This is a genomic window from Clostridium sp. BNL1100, from assembly GCF_000244875.1.
Taxonomy (GTDB): domain Bacteria; phylum Bacillota; class Clostridia; order Acetivibrionales; family DSM-1351; genus Ruminiclostridium.
In genome coordinates this window covers 1,372,057-1,398,921 of sequence record NC_016791.1, presented here as the reverse complement: position 1 = coordinate 1,398,921, position 26,865 = coordinate 1,372,057, and the positions used below count along the sequence as shown (strand labels likewise).

The 26,865-nt window shown below is 36.9% G+C and carries 22 protein-coding genes and 3 tRNA genes; 11 read left to right on the top strand and 14 right to left on the bottom strand.

Annotated elements, in window-relative coordinates:
- Positions 1-15 precede the first annotated feature (15 nt).
- The 4 genes from CLO1100_RS05900 to CLO1100_RS05885 all read right to left on the bottom strand — a co-directional run bounded on the left by CLO1100_RS05900 (position 16) and on the right by CLO1100_RS05885 (position 4,037).
- Entirely contained in the window at positions 16-1,029 is a 1,014-nt protein-coding gene (locus tag CLO1100_RS05900) for a LacI family DNA-binding transcriptional regulator (protein ID WP_014312841.1), read from the bottom strand.
- Between the two features lie 96 nt (positions 1,030-1,125).
- A complete protein-coding gene (locus tag CLO1100_RS05895) occupies positions 1,126-1,923 on the bottom strand; it encodes an RNA methyltransferase (RefSeq protein WP_014312840.1) in 798 nt (265 codons plus the stop codon).
- A 31-nt stretch (positions 1,924-1,954) separates the two neighbouring features.
- The gene (locus CLO1100_RS05890; RefSeq protein WP_014312839.1) at positions 1,955-2,278 is read right to left on the bottom strand and encodes a DRTGG domain-containing protein; all 324 of its coding nucleotides are present in this window, start codon (positions 2,276-2,278) and stop codon (positions 1,955-1,957) included.
- Positions 2,279-2,378: 100 nt separating this feature from the next.
- On the bottom strand, positions 2,379-4,037 hold the full coding sequence (locus tag CLO1100_RS05885) for a nucleoside kinase (RefSeq protein ID WP_014312838.1): 1,659 nt from the start codon (positions 4,035-4,037) through the stop codon (positions 2,379-2,381).
- 247 nt (positions 4,038-4,284) lie between these two features.
- Between CLO1100_RS05885 and CLO1100_RS05880 the strand changes: the two genes are divergently transcribed.
- From CLO1100_RS05880 to CLO1100_RS05865, 4 genes are all read left to right on the top strand, one after another.
- Positions 4,285-5,904 (top strand): peptide chain release factor 3, encoded by a 1,620-nt coding sequence (locus CLO1100_RS05880; protein WP_014312837.1) that lies wholly within the window; start codon positions 4,285-4,287, stop codon positions 5,902-5,904.
- Between the two features lie 70 nt (positions 5,905-5,974).
- A tRNA-Gln gene (locus CLO1100_RS05875) sits at positions 5,975-6,051 on the top strand.
- A gap of 3 nt (positions 6,052-6,054) precedes the next feature.
- Positions 6,055-6,130, top strand: a tRNA-Lys gene (locus tag CLO1100_RS05870).
- 479 nt (positions 6,131-6,609) lie between these two features.
- Entirely contained in the window at positions 6,610-8,577 is a 1,968-nt protein-coding gene (locus tag CLO1100_RS05865; RefSeq protein WP_014312836.1) for a DNA mismatch repair protein MutS, read from the top strand.
- Positions 8,578-8,619: 42 nt separating this feature from the next.
- Here the strand turns inward: CLO1100_RS05865 and CLO1100_RS05860 are convergent.
- Positions 8,620-8,696 (bottom strand) — tRNA-His (locus tag CLO1100_RS05860).
- Positions 8,697-9,028: 332 nt separating this feature from the next.
- Here CLO1100_RS05860 and CLO1100_RS05855 point away from each other — a divergent pair.
- The gene (locus tag CLO1100_RS05855; protein WP_004617411.1) at positions 9,029-9,205 is read left to right on the top strand and encodes a zinc-ribbon domain-containing protein; all 177 of its coding nucleotides are present in this window, start codon (positions 9,029-9,031) and stop codon (positions 9,203-9,205) included.
- A 54-nt stretch (positions 9,206-9,259) separates the two neighbouring features.
- Here CLO1100_RS05855 and CLO1100_RS05850 read toward each other — a convergent pair whose 3' ends face one another.
- The 3 genes from CLO1100_RS05850 to CLO1100_RS05840 form a co-directional block, all read right to left on the bottom strand.
- Positions 9,260-10,324 (bottom strand): aldose epimerase family protein, encoded by a 1,065-nt coding sequence (locus CLO1100_RS05850; protein ID WP_014312835.1) that lies wholly within the window; start codon positions 10,322-10,324, stop codon positions 9,260-9,262.
- 84 nt (positions 10,325-10,408) lie between these two features.
- Positions 10,409-12,187, bottom strand: coding sequence for an ABC transporter ATP-binding protein (locus CLO1100_RS05845; protein WP_014312834.1), 1,779 nt, complete (start codon positions 12,185-12,187; stop codon positions 10,409-10,411).
- The gene (locus tag CLO1100_RS05840) at positions 12,188-13,933 is read right to left on the bottom strand and encodes an ABC transporter ATP-binding protein (RefSeq protein ID WP_014312833.1); all 1,746 of its coding nucleotides are present in this window, start codon (positions 13,931-13,933) and stop codon (positions 12,188-12,190) included.
- A gap of 211 nt (positions 13,934-14,144) precedes the next feature.
- Here CLO1100_RS05840 and CLO1100_RS05835 point away from each other — a divergent pair, with 211 nt between their 5' ends.
- Positions 14,145-14,993 (top strand): AraC family transcriptional regulator, encoded by an 849-nt coding sequence (locus CLO1100_RS05835; protein WP_014312832.1) that lies wholly within the window; start codon positions 14,145-14,147, stop codon positions 14,991-14,993.
- A 7-nt stretch (positions 14,994-15,000) separates the two neighbouring features.
- Here the strand turns inward: CLO1100_RS05835 and CLO1100_RS05830 are convergent, their stop codons facing one another.
- Both CLO1100_RS05830 and CLO1100_RS20680 read right to left on the bottom strand, forming a co-directional pair.
- Entirely contained in the window at positions 15,001-15,819 is an 819-nt protein-coding gene (locus CLO1100_RS05830) for a ZIP family metal transporter (RefSeq protein WP_014312831.1), read from the bottom strand.
- A gap of 105 nt (positions 15,820-15,924) precedes the next feature.
- Positions 15,925-16,074 (bottom strand): hypothetical protein, encoded by a 150-nt coding sequence (locus CLO1100_RS20680; RefSeq protein ID WP_187288908.1) that lies wholly within the window; start codon positions 16,072-16,074, stop codon positions 15,925-15,927.
- A gap of 134 nt (positions 16,075-16,208) precedes the next feature.
- Between CLO1100_RS20680 and CLO1100_RS05825 the strand changes: the two genes are divergently transcribed.
- Entirely contained in the window at positions 16,209-17,192 is a 984-nt protein-coding gene (locus CLO1100_RS05825; RefSeq protein WP_014312830.1) for a CAP domain-containing protein, read from the top strand.
- 76 nt (positions 17,193-17,268) lie between these two features.
- Here CLO1100_RS05825 and mscL read toward each other — a convergent pair whose 3' ends face one another.
- Positions 17,269-17,688 carry a large-conductance mechanosensitive channel protein MscL gene (gene mscL / locus CLO1100_RS05820; RefSeq protein WP_014312829.1) on the bottom strand — a complete coding sequence of 140 codons (420 nt, stop codon included), beginning with the start codon at positions 17,686-17,688 and terminating at the stop codon, positions 17,269-17,271.
- Between the two features lie 310 nt (positions 17,689-17,998).
- Positions 17,999-19,567, bottom strand: coding sequence for a hydroxylamine reductase (gene hcp, locus CLO1100_RS05815; RefSeq protein ID WP_014312828.1), 1,569 nt, complete (start codon positions 19,565-19,567; stop codon positions 17,999-18,001).
- Between the two features lie 131 nt (positions 19,568-19,698).
- Between hcp and CLO1100_RS05810 the strand changes: the two genes are divergently transcribed.
- The 4 genes from CLO1100_RS05810 (at position 19,699) to CLO1100_RS05795 (ending at position 23,437) form a co-directional block, all read left to right on the top strand.
- Positions 19,699-20,367 carry a Crp/Fnr family transcriptional regulator gene (locus CLO1100_RS05810; protein WP_014312827.1) on the top strand — a complete coding sequence of 223 codons (669 nt, stop codon included), beginning with the start codon at positions 19,699-19,701 and terminating at the stop codon, positions 20,365-20,367.
- A gap of 73 nt (positions 20,368-20,440) precedes the next feature.
- Complete coding sequence (locus CLO1100_RS05805; RefSeq protein ID WP_014312826.1) at positions 20,441-21,571, top strand: SPFH domain-containing protein; 1,131 nt, start codon at positions 20,441-20,443, stop codon at positions 21,569-21,571.
- A 79-nt stretch (positions 21,572-21,650) separates the two neighbouring features.
- On the top strand, positions 21,651-22,106 hold the full coding sequence (locus CLO1100_RS05800) for a TM2 domain-containing protein (protein WP_014312825.1): 456 nt from the start codon (positions 21,651-21,653) through the stop codon (positions 22,104-22,106).
- A 158-nt stretch (positions 22,107-22,264) separates the two neighbouring features.
- Positions 22,265-23,437: an MFS transporter gene (locus CLO1100_RS05795; protein ID WP_014312824.1), complete on the top strand. Its 1,173-nt coding sequence runs from the start codon at positions 22,265-22,267 to the stop codon at positions 23,435-23,437.
- A 34-nt stretch (positions 23,438-23,471) separates the two neighbouring features.
- Here CLO1100_RS05795 and CLO1100_RS05790 read toward each other — a convergent pair whose 3' ends face one another.
- Together CLO1100_RS05790 and CLO1100_RS05785 are read right to left on the bottom strand one after the other, a co-directional pair.
- A complete protein-coding gene (locus CLO1100_RS05790) occupies positions 23,472-24,245 on the bottom strand; it encodes a hypothetical protein (protein ID WP_014312823.1) in 774 nt (257 codons plus the stop codon).
- A gap of 1 nt (position 24,246) precedes the next feature.
- Positions 24,247-26,865 carry a dynamin family protein gene (locus tag CLO1100_RS05785; RefSeq protein ID WP_014312822.1) on the bottom strand — a complete coding sequence of 873 codons (2,619 nt, stop codon included), beginning with the start codon at positions 26,863-26,865 and terminating at the stop codon, positions 24,247-24,249.

Sequence of the window (26,865 nt, the reverse complement as noted above, 5' to 3'; positions counted from 1 at the left end):
AAGCTCTCACCAAGCTCATTTCTTTTCACAACAAGAAGTACCATGAAATATTTCCGTTTCAAATGAAATAATCTGAGGTTTTGCATTAATGTCGTCAATATTTGTCATCATTAAACTTATTGCAGCCTCAGCTACTTTGTCCATGGGCTGCTTCATGGAAGTGAGCCGTATATTGGACGGAATGAACCTGAGAATATCGTAAATATTATCAAAACCAACCACTGATAAATCCCGCGGAACACTTATTCCCAACTCGGATGCCCTTTGGATTACCTCATATCCCTGCATATCGTTAAATGTAAATATGGCAGTGGGAGGTTCCTTTAATCTTAACAATTTGTCTGCAGATTTGCATCCGCTTTGCTCACCGGAATCTGTATGTATGACGTATTCCTTGTTATAGGCTATACCGTTTTCGTTTAAGGCTTTTATATAACCGTTAAGCCTTTCCAACGCAACCTTGTGGTTTTTATTTCCGGTAATGTGTGCAATTTTACGATGCCCCAGCTCTACCAGATAATTAACAGCATTTACTGCTCCTGAGAAGTTGTCAATTATTACATCATTAATCTTTATTTCATTAAAGTAATTCTCTATTAATACTAGTGGAAAACCTGTTTTGAGAACTTTCTTAACCAACTCTCTGTCTCTTGTGTCACTTCCAAAAAGTATAAGCCCGTCTGCCGCACCTCCAGTGAAATACTGAACATATCTGTATTTGGACTCGTAATTGTCGTTTGAGCTGCAGAAAACTACATTGTAATTATACAGAGCCGCATATTTTTCAAGATAATTTGCAAGTTTGAGATACACAGAAGCATTAAACTCATTTAAAACAACTCCGATAACTCCGGATTTTCTTGAAACCAAACTTCTTGCAACATGATTCGGAATGTAATTTAACTTTTTTATGGCTTCCTGTATCTTTATACGGGTTTCCTCCCTGACACCGGGCTGGTTGTTTATTACCCTTGAAACCGTAGTTTTTGATACACCTGCCATTCTAGCTATATCAAAAATATTGTTCAAAAATTCCTCCATGAAATTTAATAAAAATGGGAACGTTCCCATATAGGAATATTATATATGGGTTTTGGTAAATCTTCAAGGACTTATAACAAAATTTTACATTGCTTTCTGTCTTACAATTTCATATATCATTATAGACGCTGCAATAGAAGCATTTAAGGATTCAGCCTTGCCGGGCATGGGTATTTTTACGAGGCTGTCCGCCATATGGGCTGTTTCATCAGAAATACCATTTGCCTCATTGCCTACAATAATTGCACTCCTGCCTGTCAGGTTCTCCTGAAAGTAATTGTTTTTGCCTGACAAATGAGAGGCTATTACCTTGTAACCCTTTTGTTTAAGTACTTGGATAGTTTCTGTAATATTCAATCCTTCAAATATCGGGACATGAAAAACAGAACCCATTGTAGATCTAAGAACTTTTGGAGAATAAAGATCAACGCAGCCTTTTGACATAAGTACTGCCGAAATTCCCGCGGCATCTGCAGTTCTAATAATTGTTCCTGCGTTGCCGGGATCTTGTAGACAATCCAATATTACCACAGAATTGCCTTCCTCAATAACCTGCTCAAAATCAAATTGATTCTTTTCAAGCACTGCAAGAATACCTTGAGGAGTCTGAGTATCTGAGACTTCTTTGAATAATTTTTCAGGAACAAGGCTTATGTCGCTGCAAACACCTTTAACCTTTTCTATCAGTTCACTACCCCCATTAAGGCCTTCCAGCTTATCTGAAATTATTATTTTTGATATAACCTTTCCGTTGTCAATGGCATCGTTGACAAAGCGTATTCCCTCTACAAAATATAAGCCCTGCGAATCCCTGTTTTTTTTCAAGTGCAGTGACTTAATTTCCTTTAAAGTTGAGTTTTGGCTGCTTTGTATATAATTCATATAAGATTTTTCCTCCGTAAATTTGTACGAACTATTGATCTATAAACTTTTTACAAATATCAAAAGCATTATATTGTGTGCCTATTATTATGATGCCGTTTTCTTTGGCTTTTCTTAATGTCATCTCCTCTACCCGAATGTCCTCCGGTATAATAACACAAGCTACTTCAGTGAGAAGTGCAACCGCAGGTACATTGACATTTGTTAGTACGGTAATCCATGCATCGCCCTTTTTTGCATGAGACATAACCCAGCTCAATAAATCACATATGTAAATATTATCAATAGTTATCTCTTTTAAATTATCCGTTAATACTTTACCGTCAATTTTCTTTAAAAGATTTTCCAACGTCATACATTCCCTCCCCAAAATGGGTTCTGGCTGCTCTGCTTTTCGGGATAATCGTACGTCCTTCCAGCAGAACAGCACTTTGAAACAGCTTTTTAAAAGGCTTTTAGAAGAAGCAGCTTCCTCCAATAAACTCCTTGACTATTGAATTATTGGGAACTTCTTTTGCATCAATTGGCAGGAAGTAGCTTAAAAACTCTATTAACCTTTTCACTTCCGAGTATCTTTCATTATCAGGCCCCAGTTTAAGCAGCAAAGGTTCTGCATATACTTTTAAAAGGCACAGCTCATATACAAGGGATGAATTAAACATAATATCTGCGTTTTCTTGAAAAGGAAATATGTTTTTTTCCTCACCCCTTCTCACCGAAGGCCACCTGCTTATTGTATTAATTGCAGAACACCCTCTGAATTGATTATCTCTTACAATTCTCCTTAAGATTCTGGTATCAGTTGACGGTATTCTATTATGGTCATCAATGTTTATAGATGTTAATGCACTGACATAGATTTTATATTTATCTTCACAGGACACTGCTTCGGTAAGTTTGTCATTCAGGCCGTGAATTCCTTCTATAACAAGGATATTATTATCCTTCATAACCATTTTTTTACCTACAGGTTCTCTTGAACCGGTCTCGAAATTATAGAGAGGTATTTCAACTTCATTGCCCTTTAGCAACTGGGAGAGATGTTCATTAAACAACTCAATATCAATAGCTTCAAGTGCCTCATAATCAAATTCTCCATCTTCATCTATAGGAGTCCTGTCCCTGTTTACAAAGTAGTTGTCAAGGGAAATAGTTCTTGGTACAAAACCGTTTACCCTCAACTGAATACCTAATCTATTTGCAAATGTAGTTTTGCCTGAAGACGATGGACCTGAAATAAGTACAATTCTTTTTTCCTCTTCATGATTTGTTATTTTATCTGCAATTTGGGCAATCTTTTTCTCATGCAGGGCTTCGCTTACTCTTATAAGATTCCCTATTTCACCGGACCTTACAATTTCATTAAGTGAACCAATGTTTTCAACACCTAATATCCTCACCCATTTTTTATACTCAATAAATACGTTAAACAGCTTTTTCTGTTCCGTAAAGGGTTGAAGTTTGCAGGGGTCTGTCTTTGATGGAAACTGAATAACTACTCCCGGTTTATGAAACTTTAGTTTAAAACAGTTAATATATCCTGTATCAGGTACCATGTACCCATAATAGTAGTCCTCATAACCTCCGCAATTGTAAAAAGTAACATAAGGTTTTTGCCTGTGTTCCAGCACCTCATACTTGTCAAGCTTCCCGCTGTCCTTATACAGTTTTCTCGCACTTTCTGTTGAAATCTCCTTTTTTTCAAAAGGTATTTTCTGGGAGACTATCTCTCTCATTCTTTTCTCAACCAGCTCAATATCGTCTTCTGTAAGCTCATCCTTACCGTTTATCTCACAATAAACACCGTTACTCATAGGATGGCTTATTACTGCCTTTCTATTTGGAAAAACATCGTGAACTGCCATAATAAATATAAAATACAGGCTTCTCCTGTAAATTCTCATGCCGTCTTCGTCGGTTAAATCTATAAAACCTATTTCAGCATTTTCTTTTATTCTGAAGCTGAGTTCCTTAATATCATTATTAACTCTTGCTGCAATAATAGTCGATACGCATTCCTTTGCAAAACGTTTACTCAATTCCAGCAAAGTAATACTATCTTCCAATTCATACCTTTGATTCTTTATAGTAACAAATATTTGACCGTTGCTCATCCAAAACCTCCGAATGCTTTATTATATATGACTTTATATAACATTTACCTAATTATACTATTCTATAAGAATTTTTAAATACCCTTTCAAATAATTATGATGCTTTTGTACATTCTTTGGTAAATTTTAACACACAATATTAAACATTGTAAAACCATTTTCTAATATTCATTACTATTTGACAGTAACAAGGCTATAATATACAATGAAACGTGGTTATAAATAGAATTTCGAGAGGTTATAAACGATGCCTGATTTAAAAAATGAAATAAAAAAAGAAGTATCTCGCAGAAAAACTTTTGCTATTATTTCTCACCCTGACGCAGGAAAAACCACTTTGACCGAGAAATTGCTCCTTTATGGAGGAGCTATCCGACTTGCGGGTTCTGTTAAGGCAAGAAAAGCCAATAAATACGCTGTGTCCGACTGGATGGAGATTGAGAAGCAAAGAGGAATATCAGTTACCTCCAGTGTAATGCAGTTTGAATATAACGACTATTGTATCAATATATTGGATACACCCGGTCACCAGGACTTCAGTGAGGACACTTACCGAACTCTTGTTGCCGCTGATAGTGCAGTCATGCTTATTGACGGTGCAAAAGGTGTGGAAGCACAAACAATAAAGCTATTTCATGTTTGTAAAATGAGGGGTATTCCCATATTTACATTTGTAAATAAAATGGACCGTGCCAGCAAAGACCCCTTTGAGCTTATGGAAGAAATCGAACAGGTTCTGGGAATCCGTTCCTACCCTATGAACTGGCCTATAGGTACAGAGGGTGATTTTAAAGGTATATATAATAGAAAGCTTTCACAAATAGAGCTTTTTGACGGCGGTGCGCATGGACAAACTCAGGTATCATCAACAGTTGGTAAAGTTGATGATAAGATATTTGCAGACCTCTTAGGAAGTCATTACCATGACAAGCTTTGTGAAGATATAGAGTTGCTGGATATGGCGGGAGACGAGTTCGACAAGGAAAAAATCCGCAGCGGAGAGTTGACTCCCATGTTCTTCGGAAGTGCCATGACAAATTTCGGTGTTCAGCCATTCCTTGAATCTTTTCTGGAATTAGCGCCTTCGCCGGGAATCAAGACAACTTCCGATGGTGAAATCGACCCGGAAAGTGACAAGTTCTCCGGCTTTATATTTAAAATTCAGGCAAATATGAATCCTACTCACAGGGACAGACTTGCTTTTATAAGAATATGCTCCGGAAAGTTTACAAAAGGTATGACAGTAAAACATGTAAATGCCGGAAAGGATGTACGTCTTTCACAGCCTCAGCAGTTTATGGCTCAGGAGAGAACAATCGTGGAAGAAGCATATCCCGGTGACATCATTGGTTTGTTTGATCCAGGCATTTTCAATCTGGGTGATACATTATATGAAGGAAACGGCAACGTCAGGTTTGAAGGTATTCCTATCTTCCCTGCCGAATTTTTCGCAAGGGTATCTCCTGCCGACACAATGAAGAGAAAGCAATTTATTAAGGGAATAGACCAATTGTCCGAGGAAGGTGCCATACAAGTATTCAAACAGATTGATATAGGTATAGAAGCATTAATTATCGGTGTTGTAGGTGCCTTGCAGTTTGAAGTCCTTGAATACAGACTGAAGAATGAATACGGTGTCTCCCTCCGTGTACAGAATCTTCCTTTCAGACACGCCAGATGGATTGAGAATGAAGGTCTAGATCCCAGAAAATTAAACTTGCCAAGTACATCTATTATTGTTGAGGATAAGGAAGGAAGAAATTCCATTCTATTTGAAAATGAGTGGTCTATACGTATGGCAGAAGAAAGAAACAAAGACCTTAAACTTATTGACATTGCAACACAGGATTTTAAAGTTAAAAAATAATAAAATAAATTGTTCGATAAAGCTTGACAAAAAGTGCAAACCCCTTTATAATAGGTTTTGCGCTTGACGTTGGGATGTAGCCAAGCCGGTAAGGCACCAGACTTTGACTCTGGCATTTCGTTGGTTCGAGTCCAGCCATCCCAGCCATTTGACCCATTAGCTCAGTTGGCAGAGCACTTGACTTTTAATCAAGGTGTCCGCAGTTCGAATCTGCGATGGGTCACCAAAACTCTTTTAACTTTATTGTTAAAAGAGTTTTTTTGTTGTTTACTTTAGAGATCCTTGACAACTCCAAATAGCATATGCTATTCTGAAATAAATTTTAACATGGAAGGAAGGTTTTGATGTCGGTATTATCTGTAAAGGTGATTAACAACTAAATAGTTGGAAAAGGTCCTTTTCTTAAACAGGTCGTAATCCTGTTTATTTAGTGTACCTTTTTATTACAGATACCTGAGTTTGGGTATCATTGGACACCTGCTTCGTACGTTCAGTACATTACAGATATGCTTCAAAACCATTTTTACTAATATAGTTATTAGCCGTATTCAAATGATTTTAGCAAAGCGTGACGGGTTTGTTCCTGTTACGCTTTTTTATTTGTTCTGGAGAACGTATATACAAAAATCGTGTCCGCTTAATTAAAAGTAAAATTTCACGCAGATTGGACACACCTCTCTGCCTACTAATAACAGGAGAGTAATTATGAATAAATATGCCATAACACTTGAGTTTAATAAAATAATTGAAATGCTTATTGAAAATACCGTTTCCCAGAAAGCTAAAGATAAACTTTCACTGCTTGAACCATATATGAGTGAAAGTGAATGTAAAAGAAGAATGAAGGAAACCACAGATTCAAAGAGGCTTCTTGAAAGCTTGGGTACTCCTCCTCTGTCTTCTATGAACGAGCTTGATAAAATTCTTGATTTATGTGCAAAGGGAGCAATGCTTATTCCAGAACAATTTGAGGAGGTCTCACAGTTTCTTCTGGCTTGCCGACGCATGAAATCATATCTTAAAAGGGCTGAAAGCCTGGAGAATGAAATTGCTTATTATGGAAGCTCAATTGATGCCCTTAATGACCTTTGTGAAGAAATTGAGGGTTCAATAAGAAATGGAAGGGTTGATGATTCTGCATCACCGAAACTGAAAGATATTCGCAGAAGAAAGGAAAATGCCCATCAGCAAATCCGTTCCAAGCTTGAAAGTATTTTAAGGGGTAAAAAGGAATGGTTTGCTGACAGTTTTATTTCTATGAGGAACGGGCATTTCGTACTGCCAGTTAGAAAAGAATATAAGAACATGGTATCCGGTACCCTGATAGAAACCTCGGCCACAGGAGGCACATATTTTATAGAGCCTTCTGTTGTTCGCAGACTTCAGGATGATATATCAACCCTTGCTGTTGAAGAAGAAAATGAAGAAAGAAAAATACTATATACTCTGACCTCCTTGGTAGATGAACATTTACCTGTGTTTAAAACCAACGTAGATATTATGGAAACTTTAGATGCCTTTTTTGCCAAGGCCAAACTTTCTGTTCAAATGAAGGCAACTGCAGCTGACATCCATATGAAGCGTAGGATTGTTATTAAAGCCGGACGACACCCTCTTCTCAACCAGTCGGAATGTGTACCTCTTGACTTTGAAATCGGTAATGAAATTAGAGGAGTTGTTATAACAGGCCCGAATACAGGAGGTAAAACAGTGGCCCTTAAAACTGTAGGGTTGCTTTCAACTATGGCCCAAAGTGGACTTCATGTCCCTGCCAATCCGGGAAGTGAATTTTCAATGCATAATATGATTTTGTGTGATATCGGTGACGGTCAAAGTATTACCGAAAATTTATCAACTTTTTCGGCACACATAACAACCATTAATGATATCCTAAAGCAATCCACAGGAGAAAGCCTCGTCCTGCTGGATGAGGTAGGCTCAGGAACTGATCCGGCAGAGGGTATGGGCATAGCTACGGCAATTCTGGAAGAACTAAAAACCAAAGGCTGCCTGTTTGTGGCAACTACTCATTACCCCGAAATAAAGGACTATGCCAAAAATACAGCCGGTCTAATAAATGCAAGAATGGCTTTTGACAAGGAGAGTCTAAAACCTTTATATAAACTTGAAATTGGCGAGGCTGGGGAAAGCTGTGCTCTGTATATTGCAAAAAGGCTGGGCTTTCCTGCACATCTTCTCAGTCTTGCTCACGATGCTGCCTATAAGGAGTACCACTCTACCAAGGTTATTGCTTCGGAAAATAAAGAAGCTTTTTTGAGCTCTATTGGACAGGAAAGTCAAACTCAAATTACACCAGGCTTAGGCTCGCCTGTACTAATTAAGGAAACTCCAAAGAAACCTGTGCCTCAAAACCGGAGCAGCAAATTTAACATAGGAGACAGTGTTATGGTCTTTCCCCAGAAAGAATTGGGGCTGGTCTATCAAAAAGCCAATGAGTATGGTGAAATAGGTGTTCAGATTAAAGGCCAAAAAAAGCTTATCTCCCACAAAAGAATAAAGCTCCACGTGCCTGCCAGTGAGCTGTACCCGCCTGACTACGATTTTTCAATAATATTTGATACTGTTGAAAATCGAAAAGCAAGACATAAGATGGGAAAAAAGCACAATCCTGACTTGATTATAGAGTATGACAATGATAAAACTGACAAGTAGCAAAAAAGCCGATAAAGTAAATTTATCGGCTTTTTTTAAATATGGGGTGAATAGTGGAATTCGAATCCACGGCCTCCAGAGCCACAATCTGGCGCTCTAACCAACTGAGCTATACCCACCATTTATAAGTATGTCCCGCAAGACACATTTGATATTTTACGGTACAATGTTACTTTTGTCAATAGAAAATAAATTATTTTTCACTATTTTTTATTAAATAGCTCAATCACCATCAAAATACTATATATAAAGTATTTCTTAAATCCATATAGCTTCTTATATGTAATATTTTTACATTAATTATTTTAATTTTATTGCTTATTATTTTTCCAAAGTGTATAATAAAGATGCAAAGCTTATAATTTCTTATACTGATTCATAACATCCTTTTTGGTCCGTAATGTTTAAGTTCTTATATGCTCAGCAATAAAATTTTATAGGAGGTAGACCCATGGAAGATAAAACTCTTACTTGTAAAGATTGCGGTGCAACTTTTACATTTACGGTTGGCGAGCAACAATTCTACGCCGAAAAAGGATTCACTAATGAACCAGCTAGATGTCCTGATTGCAGAAGAGCTAAGAAGGCATCACAGAAAAGCTTTAATGGCGGATTTAACAGAAGATAATTTTCGTAATTATGAGCAAATTGAAGCCCCTGAAGAATCAGGGGCTTTTTGATTTTATTTATTAAAAAATTTATATATAGTTACATAATGATACGTTTCATTAGCTTTAAGAATCGGTGATGGAAAATTCTTATGCTTCATTGCATTAGGGAAAAACTGTGTTTCAAGACAAAGGCCCGTTCTCTTGTTGTAAACAGTATTATTCTTTCCAATCAACTCTACTTTTTCATTTAAATGGTTTCCGGAATAAAACTGAATACCCGGTTTTGTTGTGAATACCTGCATAGCACGGCCGCTTTCAGGTTCATATAGCTCACAAGCAACTTCATTTATATTTCCTTCTGTATTCAGTACCCAGTTATGGTCGTAACCCAGACCATATACAATCTGCTCGTCGCCGCTGGAAATCCCTTCTGAAAAACTACTCAATTTAGTAAAGTCCATTACAGTACCTTTAACATCGCGTATTTCTCCGGTAGGAATACATTCGTCATTTACAGGAGTAAATTTGTCTGCATTAATATATATCTGATGTTTTAAAACATCTCCGGAATCATGTCCGGATAGGTTGAAATATGCATGGTTTGTAAGATTTACAACCGTGTCCTTATCAGAAACCGCATTATAGTCTATCTTTAACTCATTATTTTCGGAAAGTGAATATTCTACCTTTACGTTGAGATTTCCGGGGTAATTTTCTTCACCGTCAGGGCTAGTGTGAGTTAAAACTAACTTTTGAACTCCTTTTTCTTCTTGTATTTCAGCATTCCATACTACATTATGAAAACCTATTGTACCGCCGTGAAGATGGTTATTACCATCATTCTTCACAAGTTCGTAAACTTTTCCGTTTAATTCGAATTCCGCACCCTCAATACGATTGCCATGTCTTCCAATTAATGCTCCCATATATGCATCATTTTCCATATATCTTTTAATATCATCGAATCCCAAAGCAATATCCGCAATCTTCCCGTTTTTATCCGGCATAAGTATAGAAACAATAGTTCCTCCGTAGTTTAATATGTCTATAGACATATTGTTTGAATTTTTCAAGGTATAAATATCTACTTGAGTACCATCAGGCATTTTTGCAAAATTCTTCTTAGTTATTGACAATGTTATATCCTCCTGTAATTTCATTCTATATTGCTATATATTTAACTATATAATAATTCAATATAATATATAATGTAAACACTTTTATCCTGCTTCCATAACACTGAATTGAGAATTGTATAATGTGTAATAGTGTCCTCTCGCCGCCATTAGCTCATCGTGTGTTCCCCTTTCAACAATTGAACCGTTGTCTACATACATAATACAATGGGCATTTTTTATTGTTGAGAGCCTGTGGGCTATAATAAATGAGGTTCTTCCCACCAGAAGGCCCTGAAGCCCTTTTTGCAGTGCAAGCTCCGTTCTTGTATCAATGCTGGAGGTTGCTTCGTCCAGTATCAGTATTCTGGGGTCTGCCAGAAGTGCCCTTGCAAAGGATATAAGCTGCCTTTCGCCAATTGAAAGCCTTGTACCCCTTTCATTTATTTCAGTGTAGTAGCCATTTGGCATATTCATAATGAATTCATGTGCACAAACTGTTTTTGCAGCCCTGATGGCCTCTTCATCTGTAGCATCCGGTCTTGCATATTTTATATTGCTCATAACCGTACCCGAGAAAAGGAAGGTATCTTGCAGCATTACTCCCATCTGTTTTCGCAGAGACTCAAGCTGTACTTCTCTTATGTTTATGCCGTCAATCAGCACCTCCCCCTCCTGAACATCATAGAACCTGCTCAGAAGATTAATTATCGTACTCTTTCCGGCTCCGGTGGGGCCTACCAATGCTATTGTGCTTCCCGGCTGGAATCTGAAGTTTATATTATCAAGAATCTTTTTACCTTCCTCATAGCAAAAACCTACACTTCTGAATTCCACTGCTCCCTTTACCTCAGGCATTGGAATGGCTCCCGGCAGATTCTCTATAGAAACCTCCTCATCCAGTGTCTCAAATATTCTTTCAAGATATGCCATGGCATTTATCATTGCGTTGTAGAAATTCCCCAGATTGCTTATAGGCTGCCAGAACCTTGAAACATAGCTTGTAAATGCAATCAGAACCCCTATGGTTATCCCCTTTACCCAGAATATTCCGCCGAAATACAGTATTATTATACCGATTGTTGAAATGGTTTCTATTATGGGCCACAATATGAAATTGGCTTTTACAAATCTCATCCATGCCCTTCTGTAAATCTTATTTAGTTCATGAAAGATACCTTGGTTCTGTTCCTCTCTTGCAAAGGACTGAGTTACCTTTACACCACATATGCTTTCATGTATATAGGCGTTGAGGTTTGACTGCTTCATGCTCAATGCCTGTGTATTTTTCCTCTGAATATTTTTTATTAGCATTATGCATATAAACAATGGTGGAAGCCCAATCATACTGATTAAGGTAAGCTTCACATTTATAAAAAGCATGAAAACTATTATGCATACAAGGGTGAACATGTCTGTTATAAAGTTTATAAAGCCATTTGTAAGCAGGTCGCTAAGTGAGTTTACATAATTTACGACTCTTACAAGTATTTTTCCGTGGGGACGGCTGTCATAATAAGAAAAAGGAAGTTTCTGAATCTTATAGAATATGTCTTCCCTTATCTTTTTGACTACATTGTTTCCAAGCTGAGACATGAGTATTACCCTGAATTTAAAACATATCGCATTTACTATCAGAGTTACTACGAAAATTCCTGATAAAATAATCAGTCCCTTTATATCGTCGGCAGGTATCTTGTAATCTATTGCATTCTGTACAAGAAGCGGGCCGATAAGGTTTGCAACGCTTGCAGTAAGCATCAATAAGACTGTTACAAACATTGTAATCTTGTATGGCTTCAAGTACTTTAAAAGTCTTATAAGGTCTTTCATTTTGAATTTTGTTAATAATTCTTCATCAACATCATATTTGTTTCTTGCCATTTAGCCCACCTCCTTTTCATCAAGTCCGTCAAAGTCTCCGTACTGGCTTTGGTAAACATTGTAGTAATAACCCTTTAAATTCAGCAGTTCCTTATGCGTTCCCTGCTCAATTATCTGTCCGCCATTCAATACAATAATTTTGTCTGCATTTTTTACGGATGATATTCTGTGTGCAATAATAAAAGTGGTTTTATTATTGTAAAAGGACCTTAGTGTCCTGTGAATTTCAAATTCCGTTTCCATGTCGACACTGGATGTTGTATCGTCCAGTATAAGTATAGACGGGTCTTTTAGTATTGCCCTCGCTAAAGCGATTCTCTGTCTCTGACCGCCGGAAAGTCCGACTCCGCGTTCTCCTATGATGGTATCATAGCCTTCAGGCAAGGATGATATAAAATCATCGGCATCTGCTATACCGGCTGCCTGCTTTACGCTCTCATATGGAGCATCAGGCACACCATAAGCGATATTCCCTTCAATAGTATCTGAAAAAAGGAATACGTCTTGCATTGCAACTGAAACTTTTGAACGAAGTGTCCTTAAATCCATATCCTTTACATTTACATTATCAACCAGTACTTCTCCTTCGCTGCAATCATAAAATCTGCATATCAGGTTTACAAGGGTGGATTTTCCTGAACCTGTGGGGCCAATTATTGCAACTGTTTCCCCCGGCTTGGCTTTGAGGCTGACATTTTTCAATACTTCGTCATTATCATAACCGAAGCTGACATTTTTGAATTCAATAAATCCTGTAATTTCTTTTTTAGCGGGCTTTGCTATATTGCTTATTGCTGATTCATTATTCAGATATTCACGTATCTTGTCTGCAGATGCATTGAATCTTTGTATGTCATTAATAAGCCAGCCGAAGTTCCTCATTGGATTACCCAGTGCCCATACTATAGAGTTAAAGGTTACCAACTCGCCTATTGATATTTTATTATTAATTGTAAGTATTCCCCCCACAATCAAAATAATCAGTGAAAGAGTTCCTGCCAGAGCATCTATAATCGGAAGATATTTTGACCATACTTTTGCGGAATCCATGTTTCTCTTACGATAGTCTTCGTTTTCCTTGTCAAATTTGTTTATTTCTATGTATTCTGTTGCAAATGCCTTTATAACCCTGTTTCCACTTATATTTTCCTGTACAACGGAATTGAGCCTGGAAAATTGTTCCCTTATTGCAGAGAAAGTTGGTCTAACGTCACCTGCCAGCCTTATTGCAGCCCATGCCAGAAAAGGTACAACGAGAAGCATGGCCAGAGTAAACTGCCAGTTGATAGTGAATAACAGTGTTACGGCAAAAATAAATATTGTAGCGTTTTCAAAAACCATGTATATTACCCATGAAATAAGATGACGTACTGTTTCCATATCACCTGTCATTCTTGCCATAATGTCACCGGTTCTGGTGGTGTCAAAAAATTTGAAATCCATATTTTGAAGCTTTTGGTACATACTCTCCCTGATTTTCATATAAGCTCCCTGGGATATGGTTTCAAACATAATCTGATATGAGAACCTGATTATAGATTTTAAAATTGTAGCTCCCAACATAAGCATACACAGTTTTAAAAGCATGCTGTGATGGCTTTGCTTAATTACCTTGTCAATTATTATTCCGGAGACATATGGGGTTACCATACTAAGAGCGGAAGCCACCAATACAAATATCAAGGCAATACACATTCGGAGTTTATATTTTTTTATATACTTCCAAACCCACTTTACATTTTCCATAATAAATCCCTTTCACAATGCCATTAATTATCTTTATTAATTATAATTGATAAGTTTTCTTATGGAATGGATATTCTTTATCTGGTAATGTACATTTTTATCAATATTAATAGACTTAATTTCATAGTTTACCGATTGGAATAAAATTTAGTTTGTGGTAAGATAGGATTACTCTGCACCATATATATTGTAAACAACAGGGGTGATTCTTTTGTGTAAGCCGGAAATCTGTGCCGAAAATTTTAATCCGACATTACTATATGCATTCATTAATATGGTTAATTCCGAAAGCCATGTTACACTGCATACACACGACTATACCGAAGTTAAAATTATCCTGTCGGGTTATTTTACATATATAATAGATGATAAATTATATGAAGTAGCCAAAGGGAATATTATTATTATAAACCCCGGTGTAAAACATAAAAAGATTATTCCTGAGGGAGTTAATATTGAGGAGTTTAATTATGCATTAAGCAATTTACAGTTTAAGGAACTTCCTGAAAATTTCCTTATTGAACCATCCTCCCAGCCCGTTTTTAGTTTGCCCATTCATCAGCCAGAAATTATAAAGTGTATTAATGAAACAATAAGCGAACAGGAAAAAAACGAGCCTTACTGCGACTTGTTTATAAAAAGCAGTATAATGAAATTGACTGCACTGTTGCACAGGGGAATGACTGCAAATAAGGAAAGAACGGAAAAAACAAGGCTTGATATTCAAACCTCCGAAAAAACATATATTGTAAATGATATACTTGAGTATCTGAGTTCAAATTATATGAAGCAGATTTCTCTATATAGAATAGCACACAATATGTATCTAAGCCCTGTTTATATCTCTAAAATATTCAAGGAGGAGACGGGTGAATCTCCGATAAATCATTTAATAAGGATTCGCCTTACAAAAGCTCGGGAACTGCTGATATCAGGAGACATGCCTATTAAAACCGTTGCTAGAAGCGTCGGTTATGATGATGCCTTTTATTTCAGTAAGCTTTATAAGAAATACTACGGAATTCCGCCCTCAATGGAAAAAAGAAAAAACGCCGGCTGATATATGCCTATCCAAGGGCAACATCCAGTATCATCATTACTGTAAAACCTATAATACATCCTGCGGTGGCCATATGTGTGCTTTTGTGGCTTCCGCTCTGGGCTTCCGGAATAAGTTCTTCCACAACAACAAATATCATTGCTCCAGCCGCAAAAGCAAGTGCGTAAGGAAGGATAGGCTGCACATACATTACAAGTGCGGCACCCAAAACACCTGCAATTGGCTCAACAATGCCCGAAGCTTGCCCGTATAGAAAGCTTTTTGTACGGGATAAACCCTCCCGCCTTAATGGTATTGACACGGCGGCGCCCTCCGGAAAATTCTGAATTCCAATTCCCATAGCAACTGCAATCGCAGACAACAAGGTTATATTATTAAATCCATTTGCCGCAGCTCCGAAAGCTACTCCTACTGCAAGTCCCTCAGGTATATTATGTAAAGTTATCGAAAATACAAGTAGTATACTTCGCCTCAGCTTTGTTGATATTCCTTCGCTTTCCCCATCTTTAGAATTTAAATGCATATGCGGAATAATCTTATCGGCCATGTAGAGAAAAACCGCACCTCCTATAAAGCCTAAAGCGGCAACAAGCCATGCAGGTATTTTTGATGAATTTTCCGCCATTTCTATTGCAGGAGCCAGCAAAGACCAAAAGCTTGCCGCAATCATTACTCCTGCTGCAAAACCAAGCATTGTATTAAGCAGGCGTTGGTTTATTTCTTTGAAAAAGAAAACCATTGCAGCTCCCAATGCTGTTAGCGCCCAAGTTGCCAATGTAGCAAAAAGCGCCAGTAATACGGGATTTTGATTATTCAACCATTCCATAACGTCTCACCTTTCAACATGCATTTTACGAATATATTAATACCCTTATTTATTAAAAGTAAACAATACATCGTCCAATTCCAATAAAAAAAATAGTAATATTAACTAACCTTCAAAAGTTTTAAAAGAAAGTAATAGTCTGCCTATCCCGCTGTGGGTAAGGCCTGCACCCAGAAGCCACGCCGTTGAACAGATATAAGCATACTCACTGTAAATAATTGGGGGGTTGTTACATCCGGGTATGAATGTTAACATAATGTCCATACCCCGGTAGGCTGATGAATATTACGCTGATAATTCTTTTGGCAGAAGCAACGTCACAAAAACGCTGATTATGGGCAAGAAGAAGGAACGAACGTAAAATTAATCGAAACTAATGGAGGTAAGATATGAATAAAAAATCATCTATAGTAATTTCAAGTGTAGCTGCATGTGCTATTTTCGCATCAGCATTTGCTTTTAACGGTTTTGCAATCGGAAATACAAAAGCTGAAAGTATTGCTGCACAAGATACAACAAATATCAGCCAATCAACTACAGCACCATCCAAAGCATTAGAGTCAATTATATCTAAAGTTTCACAATCTACAGCACAAAATAAAGATGACTCAAATACAGCGGCAGTTAACAAATCAGCAGTTAACAACGTGACCGCTAATACTTCAAAATCAACAAATTGCCCAACCAAAACTACAGCAACAAACAATTATAATCAGCCAACTACAGCTACAAACAATTATAATCAGCCGACTACAGCTACCAATAATAATATCGAATCAGCAGGTATTATGGATAAGCTGCAAGCAATAGCATATACAAAGAATTGTAATAACTCAACTGCCAAAAATTCGAATTATTCAACTATTCAGTCAGCATTGAATTCATTATTGAATTCGGGGTCATCAGCAGCTAAGCCTGCTGCATCAAAACCATCAGCTTCCAAACCGGCCACACAAAAGCCTGCTTCAACTCCAGCAGTAAGCGGTGACTATGCAGCTTTCCAGAAGAGAGTTGTTGAACTTGTTAATGCAGAAAGAGCTAAAAATGGTCTAAAGCCTTTAACAATGAATGCTCAGGTTAATAAAACAGCAACACTTAAATCACAGGATATGGCTAAATTGGGGTACTTTGATCACAATTCACCAACTTACGGCTCACCGTTTGATATGATGAAAAAATATGGTATCAGCTACAGAACCGCAGGTGAAAACATTGCAATGGGACAAACCACTCCTGAACAGGTAATGAAGGGTTGGATGAACTCACCCGGACACAGGGCAAACATCCTTAAATCATCCTTTACACAAATTGGTGTGGGAGTAGCAAAGAACTCCAGCGGAAGATTATACTGGACTCAGCAGTTTATAGGATAATAATTTAAAACGGCTGTTGCACAATGAGTAATTTTTATTCACAGTGCAGCAGCCTCTTTTTATACCTAAAATAGTACTACATTTGCTTTCTCAGCAAATCTCTGATTTCCGTAAGCAATATTTCTTCCTTTGAAACTTTTTCTTCCTTTATTTCTTCTACTTCATCTTCCTTTTTCCGTTTTAGCATATTTATTAACTTTACCATCATAAAAACTACAAAAGCAATTATGAGAAAATTAACTACTTGCTGGATAAACGAGCCGAAATATACGGCTACTTCCGGTACGTCTCCCTTTGCATGTTTTAAAGTCCATTTGAAATCAGAAAAATTTATGCCGCCTATTATAAATCCGATAACAGGCATAATGATTTGATTCACAAGTGAATTAACTATGGCTGTAAATGCAGAACCAATTATTACACCCACAGCCAGATCCACCACGTTTCCTCTAGATATAAACTCTTTGAATTCAGAAATAAATTTTGATTTTTTCATAGCAGCATCCTTTTTTAATTATTTTGTATTTTAATTGTTAAGGTAAAATTAGTATATACAAGAATTATACATTAAAGTAGTGAAATATGTAAATCGGATGTCAAACCGTAAGCCTTATTCTGAACTGATAATTTCAGAACAGCTATCTTATTTAGAATAAAGAAAAATGTATTGCTTAATAAAAAAGTCCAATCATCTATGTGTATTGGGATCATAAATGATTGAACCAGAGTATATTTTATATATTGGGAGAATCCCGGCCTTTTACAACACATGGCATATAGGAAGGCCGGGAAAATTGACTTTAAGCTTATCCGAGAATCTTTTTCAAGTCCTCATCCGGGGTAGAAATCGGGCTGATGTTGAATTTCTCTACTAATATATTTAATACGTTTTGTGAAACGAAGGCAGGCAGTGTAGGCCCAAGGTAAATATTCTTAATTCCAAGAGAAAGCAGAGTCAGCAATATGCAGACAGCTTTCTGTTCGTACCATGAAAGCACCAGTGATAAAGGCAATTCATTGATATCACACTCAAAAGCGTTAGCCAGAGCAGCAGCAACCTGTATTGCACTGTATGCATCATTACATTGTCCCATATCCATGATTCTTGGAAGTCCGCCTATTTCACCGATATCAAGGTCATTAAAGCGGTACTTTCCGCAAGCAAGTGTCAGGATAACTGTATCCTTTGGTGTTTTCTGAACAAATTCTGTGTAGTAGTTTCTTCCTACCTTTGCACCATCACAGCCTCCTACCAGGAAGAAGTGTTTTATTGCTCCTGCCTTAACAGCATCAATTACCTTATCTGCTACTGACAGAACAGTTCCTCTTGCAAAACCGGTTGTTAATGTATCACCGCCGTTGATGCCTGTGAACCTTGTGTCTTCCTTGTATCCGCCAAGTTCAAGTGCCTTGTTTATTACAGGAGTAAAGTCCTTTTCGTCTCCAATATGAACCATTTCAGGATATGCAACTACCTCAGTTGTAAATACTCTGTCACTGTAGCTTGGCTTTACAGGCATAAGACAGTTAGTTGTAAACAGTACAGGCGCCGGAAGATTGTCAAATTCCTTCTGCTGATTCTGCCAAGCTGTACCAAAGTTACCCTTTAAATGAGGGTATGCTTTTAGCTTAGGATATGCATGTGCTGGAAGCATCTCACCATGAGTGTAAATATTGATTCCCTTATCCTTTGTCTGTTCCAAAAGAAGGTATAAATCGTAAAGATCGTGACCTGAAATTACAATGAACGGACCTTTTTCAACAGTCATTGGTACGGAAGTCGGTACAGGCGTTCCATAGGTTTCTGTATTGGCCTTATCAAGAAGAGCCATGCACTTTAAATTAACTTCCCCTATTTCCATAACAATTGAGAGCAGTTCGTCAATAGACATGTCACTTCCTACGGCTCTCAGTGCCTTGTAGAAGAATGTGTTAACCTCTTCATCGGAATATCCCAGAACCAATGCGTGGTATGCATAAGCTGCCATTCCTCTGATTCCAAACAAAATAAGAGATTTCAGAGAACGAATGTCCTCATGAGCATTCCAAAGATTTTCCATATCGTAGTTGTTCTGTGCTGCAACTCCGTTAACCAGATGTAATTTTTCACTATTAACTTTTTCAATATGTCTAAGAATTGATGCATTGTCAAAGCTTACGTTGGTTATAGTTATAAACAGACCTTCGATAATTGTTTTATGAGTACGGTCGGATGGTTTAGCATTTTGTGCTGTATTTGCAAGTCCTATCATCGCACCTGTAAGTAAATCCTGATAATTTGATGTATCTGCTTTTTTACCACAGACACCTGCACCTCCTGTGCATCCTTTTCCTCCTGCGGTTTGTTCACATTGAAAACAAAACATATCTGACATAATCTAACTCCTTTCAAAACATTTTATTCTTTTTATTTAATTTTTATTTTTGTATTGATTGACTTTACCAGATGAGTATACTAAACTTAATTCAATAAATCGGTTGCATTTGCAACAAGGAGTAAAATTTTATGAATAATTCAGTAGAAATATTAAAACAGGTCGCAATTTTTCAAAATGTAAGCGATGAAAGTATTCTTCATATGTTGAACTGCCTCGAATCCTACGAGCAGGTTTATTCTAAAAATGATATCCTGCTGCTGGCAGGAGACAAGGTATCGTCTGTAGGGATAATTCTTGCAGGTTCTGCCCAGATTGTTAAAGAAGATATAATGGGTAACAGAAATATAGTATCTGAAATCGGTACGGCAGACATGTTCGGAGAAGCTTTTGCATGTGCAAATGTAGCGAAAAGCCCGGTAACAGTGCTTACTACTACGGGATGTACTGTAATGTATATCAGGTTTAACAGGATTGTCACAACCTGTTCTTCCTCCTGCAGCTTTCATACCAAGCTTATTTCAAATATGCTTTCACTTATTGCACAAAAGAACATTTTTCTAAATAACAAGATTGATATCCTATCTCAGAGATCCACCCGTGAAAAGTTAATGGCCTATTTTTCAATGCAGATGCAGAAAACCGGAAAAAACAGATTCAGGATTCCTTTTTCACGTGACGAACTTGCAGACTTTTTATGTGTAAACCGAAGTGCTTTATCAAGAGAATTATCAAAGATGAAACAAGAAAACATACTTGATTTTGACAGGAATGAGTTTAAGGTATACACGGTAGAGTAACAGCCTCAAAGGTTTGATTTACAAGGTGTGTTATGATATAATTAAAACAATATTTTGTGAGGTGATGTCCAATATGGCTATCATTGATAGAGTAAAATTTGACGGACTTAGATCCCGTGATTGGATTGTTTACAAACATCCCGCCGAAGATCTTGTATATGGAACACAGCTTATTGTAGGTGAAGGACAAGTTGCAGTTTTTGTTAAAGGCGGAGAGATTTGTGACCTGTTTACCCCGGGTACGTATACCCTTGATGCTAAAAATCTTCCAATACTTAAAGCCTTTGTTAATTTGCCTTTTGGAGGAAAAACCCCATTTAGTGCAGAAATTTTTTATATTAATACTACCACAAAACTTGATATCAACTGGGGAACATCCGATCCAGTACAAATAATTGATCCTAAATATTATACCAGACTAAGGGTTCGTGCTTTTGGCCAGATGGGCTTAAAACTCGAAAACTATGAAACCTTTTTTCGTGAACTGATTGGTGTAATGAATCCGGCTGATATTATTAAATTTGACAATGTCATAGATTTCTTCAAGGGAATCTTGATTCAGAAGATAAAAAGTATAATCGCCAATGTAATAGTAAATCAAAAAATATCTGCGTTAGAGATTACTGCGAGACTGGATGATATTGCAAATTACACCCTTGAAATGATTGCTCCGGAATTTTCAAAATACGGATTAACTGCTATCAACTTAATTATAAAGTCCATTAATTTTCCCGATGAAGACTTTGAGGAAATTAACAAAATTCTCAAAAACAAGGCTGAATTTGAAATTATGGGTGACAACCGTTATGTAACAAAACGTTCTTTTGATGTATATGACCATGCTGCCAGCAATAATTCAGGGGTTGCAGGTGCATTTGCTTCAGGCGGTGTTGGTTTTGGGATAGGTGCTTCTCTGGGTTCCAACATGCATAACACCATTAATACAAGAGCAGCTGCAGATACGGCAACTATAGCATGTCCCTCCTGCAATGCTCAAAATTCTGCAAAGTCAAAGTTTTGCTGTGAATGTGGAAAACCATTGGAAACTCCAAAGAAGAAATGTACTTCATGCGGAGCATTAGTACCCGGCAATCCAAAATTCTGTCCTGAATGTGGAACGCCTATGGGAACCAAGAATTGTGAATGCGGAGCAGAAATCCCTGTAGGCACAAAATTTTGCCCACAATGCGGTAAAAAGCTGTAATTATTGTGGTTAGACTTTTTGTAATATATCATATTTTTAATAAATATAATTAAAATAAATAAGATAGGGTGGTATAAAAATGGCTCAAAATGAATGTCCTCAATGCGGAGCACCAAATGCTCTTAGTGATAGGGAATGTAAATATTGCGGTGAAGCTTTGACTGTAAATAATAATTCTGCTCCAACAGCTACTCAGAGACCTGTTTCCGAACAGCAGGAGTTTGACTTTAAAGCTGAAGCACTACTGTACCAACAGCAGGTGGCACAACAGCAATTTGCTCAGCAGCAGTATATAAACAACGGTATTAATCCTGCCTGGCCAATAAAGAACAAAATTGTAGCCGGTCTTTTAGCTATATTTTTAGGTGGACTCGGAATTCACAAGTTTTACATGGGCAAAATAGGTAAAGGTATACTTTATCTGTTATTCAGCTGGACTTTTATTCCAAGTTTTATTGCTTTTATTGAAGGTATTGTATATCTATGTTCCAATGACCATAATTTCCAAGTAAAACATCATGTAAGATTTCAATAAATTAAAGTTAATAAAAGTAAATATTAAATCGTGTTAAAAACGGTAATGGCTCTCGAAGAGATTATTACCGTTTTTCTTTTTGTACAGATATATAAGGTATTATAATAATTTATTTGTATAAAATAAAAACATTCAAAATACTGACCGGGAGGTTTTGAATGTCAAAAAAGGCTAAGCTATTGTTAACTGTAAGTGCACTTTTCACCCTTGCAATGGGTATTTCAAATGTTTTTCTTAATATTCTATTGTGGAAAGAGTCAAAAAACTTTATAGTTTTAGCACAGTATAATCTCATGCAGTATATTTTTGTTCCTATTACCTTTATTTTTGCGGGATGGCTTTCTAAAAGAAAAAACGGTATCTGGTCACTGAGGTTGGGAATACTTTCTTTTATTATTTTATTTGGGCTTATTCTTTTATTTGAAGACAGAATTTCAAAATTCGTGTTGCTATTCGGCGTATTATATGGTATAGCCGCAGGTTTTTACTGGCTTGCCTTTCATGTTCTGAGTTTCGATTTTACGTCAACTGAAAACAGGGATACCTTTAATGGTTATAATGGTTCCATTGCAGGAATCTGCGGTGCTGCTGCACCTATTTCTTCGGCCTATATAATCAATAAAAATTTCTTTGGAATGGGTTACACTATTGTCTTTTCTATCTCATTGCTGCTATTCGTAGTACTGATATTGGTGTCTTTTTTAATAAAAGCAGAATATTACGGAAGCAAGATGAATTTTAAAAAGATATTCGGCACCAACTCTCATGATTGGAGCTTTTTAAGAAAAGGCTTGCTCATGTGGGGTTTCAGAGATGTTATTATAGGTTTCCTAATAATTGTACTTGTTTTTAAAACTACAGGCAGTGAATGGTCTGTAGGTACTTTTTCACTGATTGGTTCTGTTATTTCATCAGCAGCTTTTGTGGTTGAACAAAAACTTGTTAAGCCAAAATTAAGGTTAAAATCTATGCTGGCAGGTGCTACATTAATGTTTGTGGCAGTGTGGGGACTGGTTGTCAATATCAGTTACGGAACCCTGCTGTTGTATATGATAATGGAGTCTGCATTTCTGCCCTTTTTTCTGGTTCCTTTTTCTTCTGCCAGCTTCAACATTATTAGTCTCCGGCATCAGGATGATTTGCGTCTTGAATATATTATCAACAAAGAGATCATTCTTAATATCGGAAGAATTGTAAGCCTGCTAATACTCATAGGTTTGCTGTGGCTTGTAAAATATGACCGGAGCCTTAATTATTTTTTGCTGTTCATAAGCTGTACCCAACTCATATCTCTGTATTTTTTACGAAAAATGAAAGTCTGGAGGATGTAAACTTTTGAAATGGAATACATCCTCCACGAAATTCCTATCTTTCATATACCTCGGTAGTACCATATGCAGCGTTTGAAACCCTTGGAGAGAATTCTTCAATCTGCAATCCATCCTGACATAGCTGTTTAAATGCATTATAGCGAGACTGACCGTCTGCGGACTGCAACAAACCACTATAGTTTTTTTCTAAAACTAATTTAATCAGGTATACATCCAAACCACTTGATTGTGTCGGGCTGTTAGTTTCATTAAACCATTTTATTATCCTTGAGTTTTTGAATTGATTGGTATTTCCTACCCATAAGTATCTGGTCGCCTTGTACAACTCATCACAGACTTCCTCTGAAAGATGCATATTCTCTTTCAAGGTATTCAAGCAGCTTTCGTTGCCTGCTCTAAGAACAAGAATCAATATATTTTCTTCCGATATACTGGAAGACTTATAAACATTAGCAATTTTCTCTTTTCTTTCAAGGGGCATTTCCCTTTGGTTATTGTTATATTTTCTTTGAAAGATAAAAATCATAGATATACCCACTATAGCCAGCCCTGCAATAAAAAGGCCCTTCATTCTTAATCCTCCTTTCTTCTTATTCAAAGGTATATATAAAGGCTCAAACAGTTTAGAGAAATAATCGGTGCATTTATCAATTATTTTTCTGCCATCCTCATCGAATGTGTTAAAATGGGGAATAATGTCAGTTAATCTGTTGACTGCGCATTTTAAGCTATCTTTTTCATTTTCACAATAATCACATTGTTTAAGAAATTCTTTCTCCCAAGTTTTAATATCATCGCCTATTTTCATCTTAAACCCCGTTCCCGTCAACGGCAACTTCCTTAATACTTTTGGATACCGCAGATGCATTATTGGCTTGAAGTAAAATTTTATTCCATCTTCCGACTTCCTCTTCATGCTTTTGCTCGCTCATGCTTATTTTCGATTTTATTGTATCGTTTACGGTAGTTATAAGAGTATTTATTGAAATTGAAAATGCATCGGAATAACTGTTCAACTGTTCAGCCATCCATTCAAACATATACTTCCAGAATAATTCTTTAGCATTGGTCAAGCCATAGTCCCATTTCTGTTTCAAGGCTACACCATTAGGAAAATAATAAATATTTCCCATTTCATCAACATACTCAACATAGCTTTCAGTGCTACTGCTTCCGCAAAATGAACCTTGCTTGATCCGTGTCTTCCACACTGTTTTTTTACCTATACTAACTTCTTCTTCCGGAGGTTTTGAAGCAAACTCAAAAATTCCGTCAGGCAAAGACAGTTCATTAATATCTACAGCTTGAAGAATATTCTCAATTGTTTCAGTGATTTCAAGATCATTAATCCCCAGCTTTTTCCTGCATATTTCTGCTATCTCGTCTATATGCCCCTGAATCATATTTTTTAGTGGAAGAACCAACTCATGTGAATACGATTGGAGCAGTAGTCCCGCTCTTGTAGAAAGTGCTTTGTTTATTGCTACATCTAAAAAATCATAGCGTTCCATATATTTCTGAATTTCTTCGGTTTTATTTGCAGATTTCATAACAAAGTGATTGTTAACTACCTCCTTGTCCCTGAGTCCGCCAAGTATAATTCTGCTGACATAATCATATGCCCTTGCAAGTCGGGACGACACTTCGGCAGGAAGAAAATCCATTTTTCCCAGCACTTCATCGTATGTATCATTATTTATAATGGAATCCCCGATAATTTGTATTATTCCCAGCCTCAATTCATCCGTTAGATGTGCAACCGAGTCAAACATATTGGAAAAATCATCAATGCTTCCGAATATTTCTTCATGGTCATTAACAAACTGTTCTGCATCATATGTTCCTTTTCCCTCATTTATCTTCCTTGTTATTTCCTGAAGATTTTCCTGAAACTCCTGCTTTTTTTCACCTATCCTCCCAGGTGAAATTACAATTTCCTCCTTTAAGGACATAACCTCAGACTTGACTTTGTCTATTCTGTTCCTCTCCTCTTCGGGGATATCCTTGCTTTCGTACTCTGCCAGTTCATCCAATATTGAATTCAAGTCACTTTTTATACTATTGGCCGCTTCTTCACTATCACAACCTATAAGCTCGGCTTTTAGTCTTACAGTACCCAGATAATAATTTACAAGTCTCAGCTTTGATTTTGTAACTCTTATGCTCCCAAGAGTTTTTAAGGTACTGTGGAGAGCACAGAATATTTTAAATAATTCGCATATTGCAGGCATTATAATCAACTGTGAAAAACTGTTATTAAGCCTCTCCTGTATTCTCTCAGACAGCAGGTTTCCGTTACTGCATTCGTATGTATAATCAAGGAGCTTTCTAAAATCCTCTTCCTTTAAATCATGACCGTGCTTTACACTGCTTCTTAATTCGGCAAGCCACTTTTCAAGTTCTTCATTATTTGCATTGCTGTCATATATATCATAGCAATCCTTCATCAAGCTTTTGAGAAACCATTTGTAGTTATATTTTAGAGCATCATTGGGATATTGAGGCTCCTTGTTCTTATCTTTATGTGAAACAGGCCCCCAAGCACACTGTGCATAGAACAGGGGAAGTGCGGTAAACGGTATTATCTCAGGTTCGTTTTTCAGGGATAATACTTCCCTGATCTCTTTTTTAAGATTACATATATTTAAATCAAGCTCTACATCTGTCTCATTTCTTAAATCGACCCTGTTAAGCAGAAAAATTATTGAATCATGTCTGCCTCCCAAGAAATTAACAATATCCTTTAGTTCTCCCAGAAGCTTTTTACGATTCTCATCATCCGTATGGCTATAGTCCATCGCCACAAGACAAAGGGACCTTGTCAGCATCTCCTGTATAACACTCAGATTTTCCTTATCTCCACTGTTTTTCAGACCGGGCAGGTCTACAAGCTCAACGCATATATCTTCGGGAAGGTTAAGCATTTCAGGTGACGAACCTATAAGCAAAGGCCCTTTTGAGTAAATCCTCGGAGGTGCAGAATTTTTTCTATTATCAAAATATGTTTTCATTGTGTCACTATTAATGTTATATGCCTCTTCATCTGAAATATCCTGCTTAATTTGTCCGGTCTTCCACCTTGCATTTTTTGTTTTTTCTATATAAAGAGACCGTTTGTTAGAATTTTTCAAAACCAGAATTCCGGCACTTTTTTCACCTGAATCTATGGGTGCTACCATTTTTCCGGCCAATGCATTTGTAAGTGTTGATTTTCCCGACGAAGTAGTGCCTATAGTAGCAATAGAAAGAACGGGATTTTTTATCCTTTCCATGGCACGTTTGTGTTCTTCAAAAAAACTTTTGAATTGTGAAGTAACCAGCTCATCGCCTAAAAAGTCTTCCTTGTATTCATTAAAAAGGACTGTCATACCATTACCCAAATCCTCTAAAAGTTTCTGAGTTGACTTTAGTTTCTCGCTGTTATACAT

Coding starts and splice junctions, on each gene's coding strand:
- CLO1100_RS05895 (WP_014312840.1), bottom strand. CDS start 1,923: ATGAATTATATACAAAGCAGCCAAAACTCAACTTTAAAGGAAATTAAG.
- CLO1100_RS05890 (WP_014312839.1), bottom strand. CDS start 2,278: ATGACGTTGGAAAATCTTTTAAAGAAAATTGACGGTAAAGTATTAACG.
- CLO1100_RS05885 (WP_014312838.1), bottom strand. CDS start 4,037: ATGAGCAACGGTCAAATATTTGTTACTATAAAGAATCAAAGGTATGAA.
- CLO1100_RS05880 (WP_014312837.1), top strand. CDS start 4,285: ATGCCTGATTTAAAAAATGAAATAAAAAAAGAAGTATCTCGCAGAAAA.
- CLO1100_RS05865 (WP_014312836.1), top strand. CDS start 6,610: ATGAATAAATATGCCATAACACTTGAGTTTAATAAAATAATTGAAATG.
- CLO1100_RS05855 (WP_004617411.1), top strand. CDS start 9,029: ATGGAAGATAAAACTCTTACTTGTAAAGATTGCGGTGCAACTTTTACA.
- CLO1100_RS05845 (WP_014312834.1), bottom strand. CDS start 12,187: ATGGCAAGAAACAAATATGATGTTGATGAAGAATTATTAACAAAATTC.
- CLO1100_RS05840 (WP_014312833.1), bottom strand. CDS start 13,933: ATGGAAAATGTAAAGTGGGTTTGGAAGTATATAAAAAAATATAAACTC.
- CLO1100_RS05830 (WP_014312831.1), bottom strand. CDS start 15,819: ATGGAATGGTTGAATAATCAAAATCCCGTATTACTGGCGCTTTTTGCT.
- CLO1100_RS20680 (WP_187288908.1), bottom strand. CDS start 16,074: ATGTTAACATTCATACCCGGATGTAACAACCCCCCAATTATTTACAGT.
- CLO1100_RS05825 (WP_014312830.1), top strand. CDS start 16,209: ATGAATAAAAAATCATCTATAGTAATTTCAAGTGTAGCTGCATGTGCT.
- mscL (WP_014312829.1), bottom strand. CDS start 17,688: ATGAAAAAATCAAAATTTATTTCTGAATTCAAAGAGTTTATATCTAGA.
- hcp (WP_014312828.1), bottom strand. CDS start 19,567: ATGTCAGATATGTTTTGTTTTCAATGTGAACAAACCGCAGGAGGAAAA.
- CLO1100_RS05810 (WP_014312827.1), top strand. CDS start 19,699: ATGAATAATTCAGTAGAAATATTAAAACAGGTCGCAATTTTTCAAAAT.
- CLO1100_RS05805 (WP_014312826.1), top strand. CDS start 20,441: ATGGCTATCATTGATAGAGTAAAATTTGACGGACTTAGATCCCGTGAT.
- CLO1100_RS05800 (WP_014312825.1), top strand. CDS start 21,651: ATGGCTCAAAATGAATGTCCTCAATGCGGAGCACCAAATGCTCTTAGT.
- CLO1100_RS05795 (WP_014312824.1), top strand. CDS start 22,265: ATGTCAAAAAAGGCTAAGCTATTGTTAACTGTAAGTGCACTTTTCACC.
- CLO1100_RS05790 (WP_014312823.1), bottom strand. CDS start 24,245: ATGAAAATAGGCGATGATATTAAAACTTGGGAGAAAGAATTTCTTAAA.
- CLO1100_RS05785 (WP_014312822.1), bottom strand. CDS start 26,865: ATGTATAACAGCGAGAAACTAAAGTCAACTCAGAAACTTTTAGAGGAT.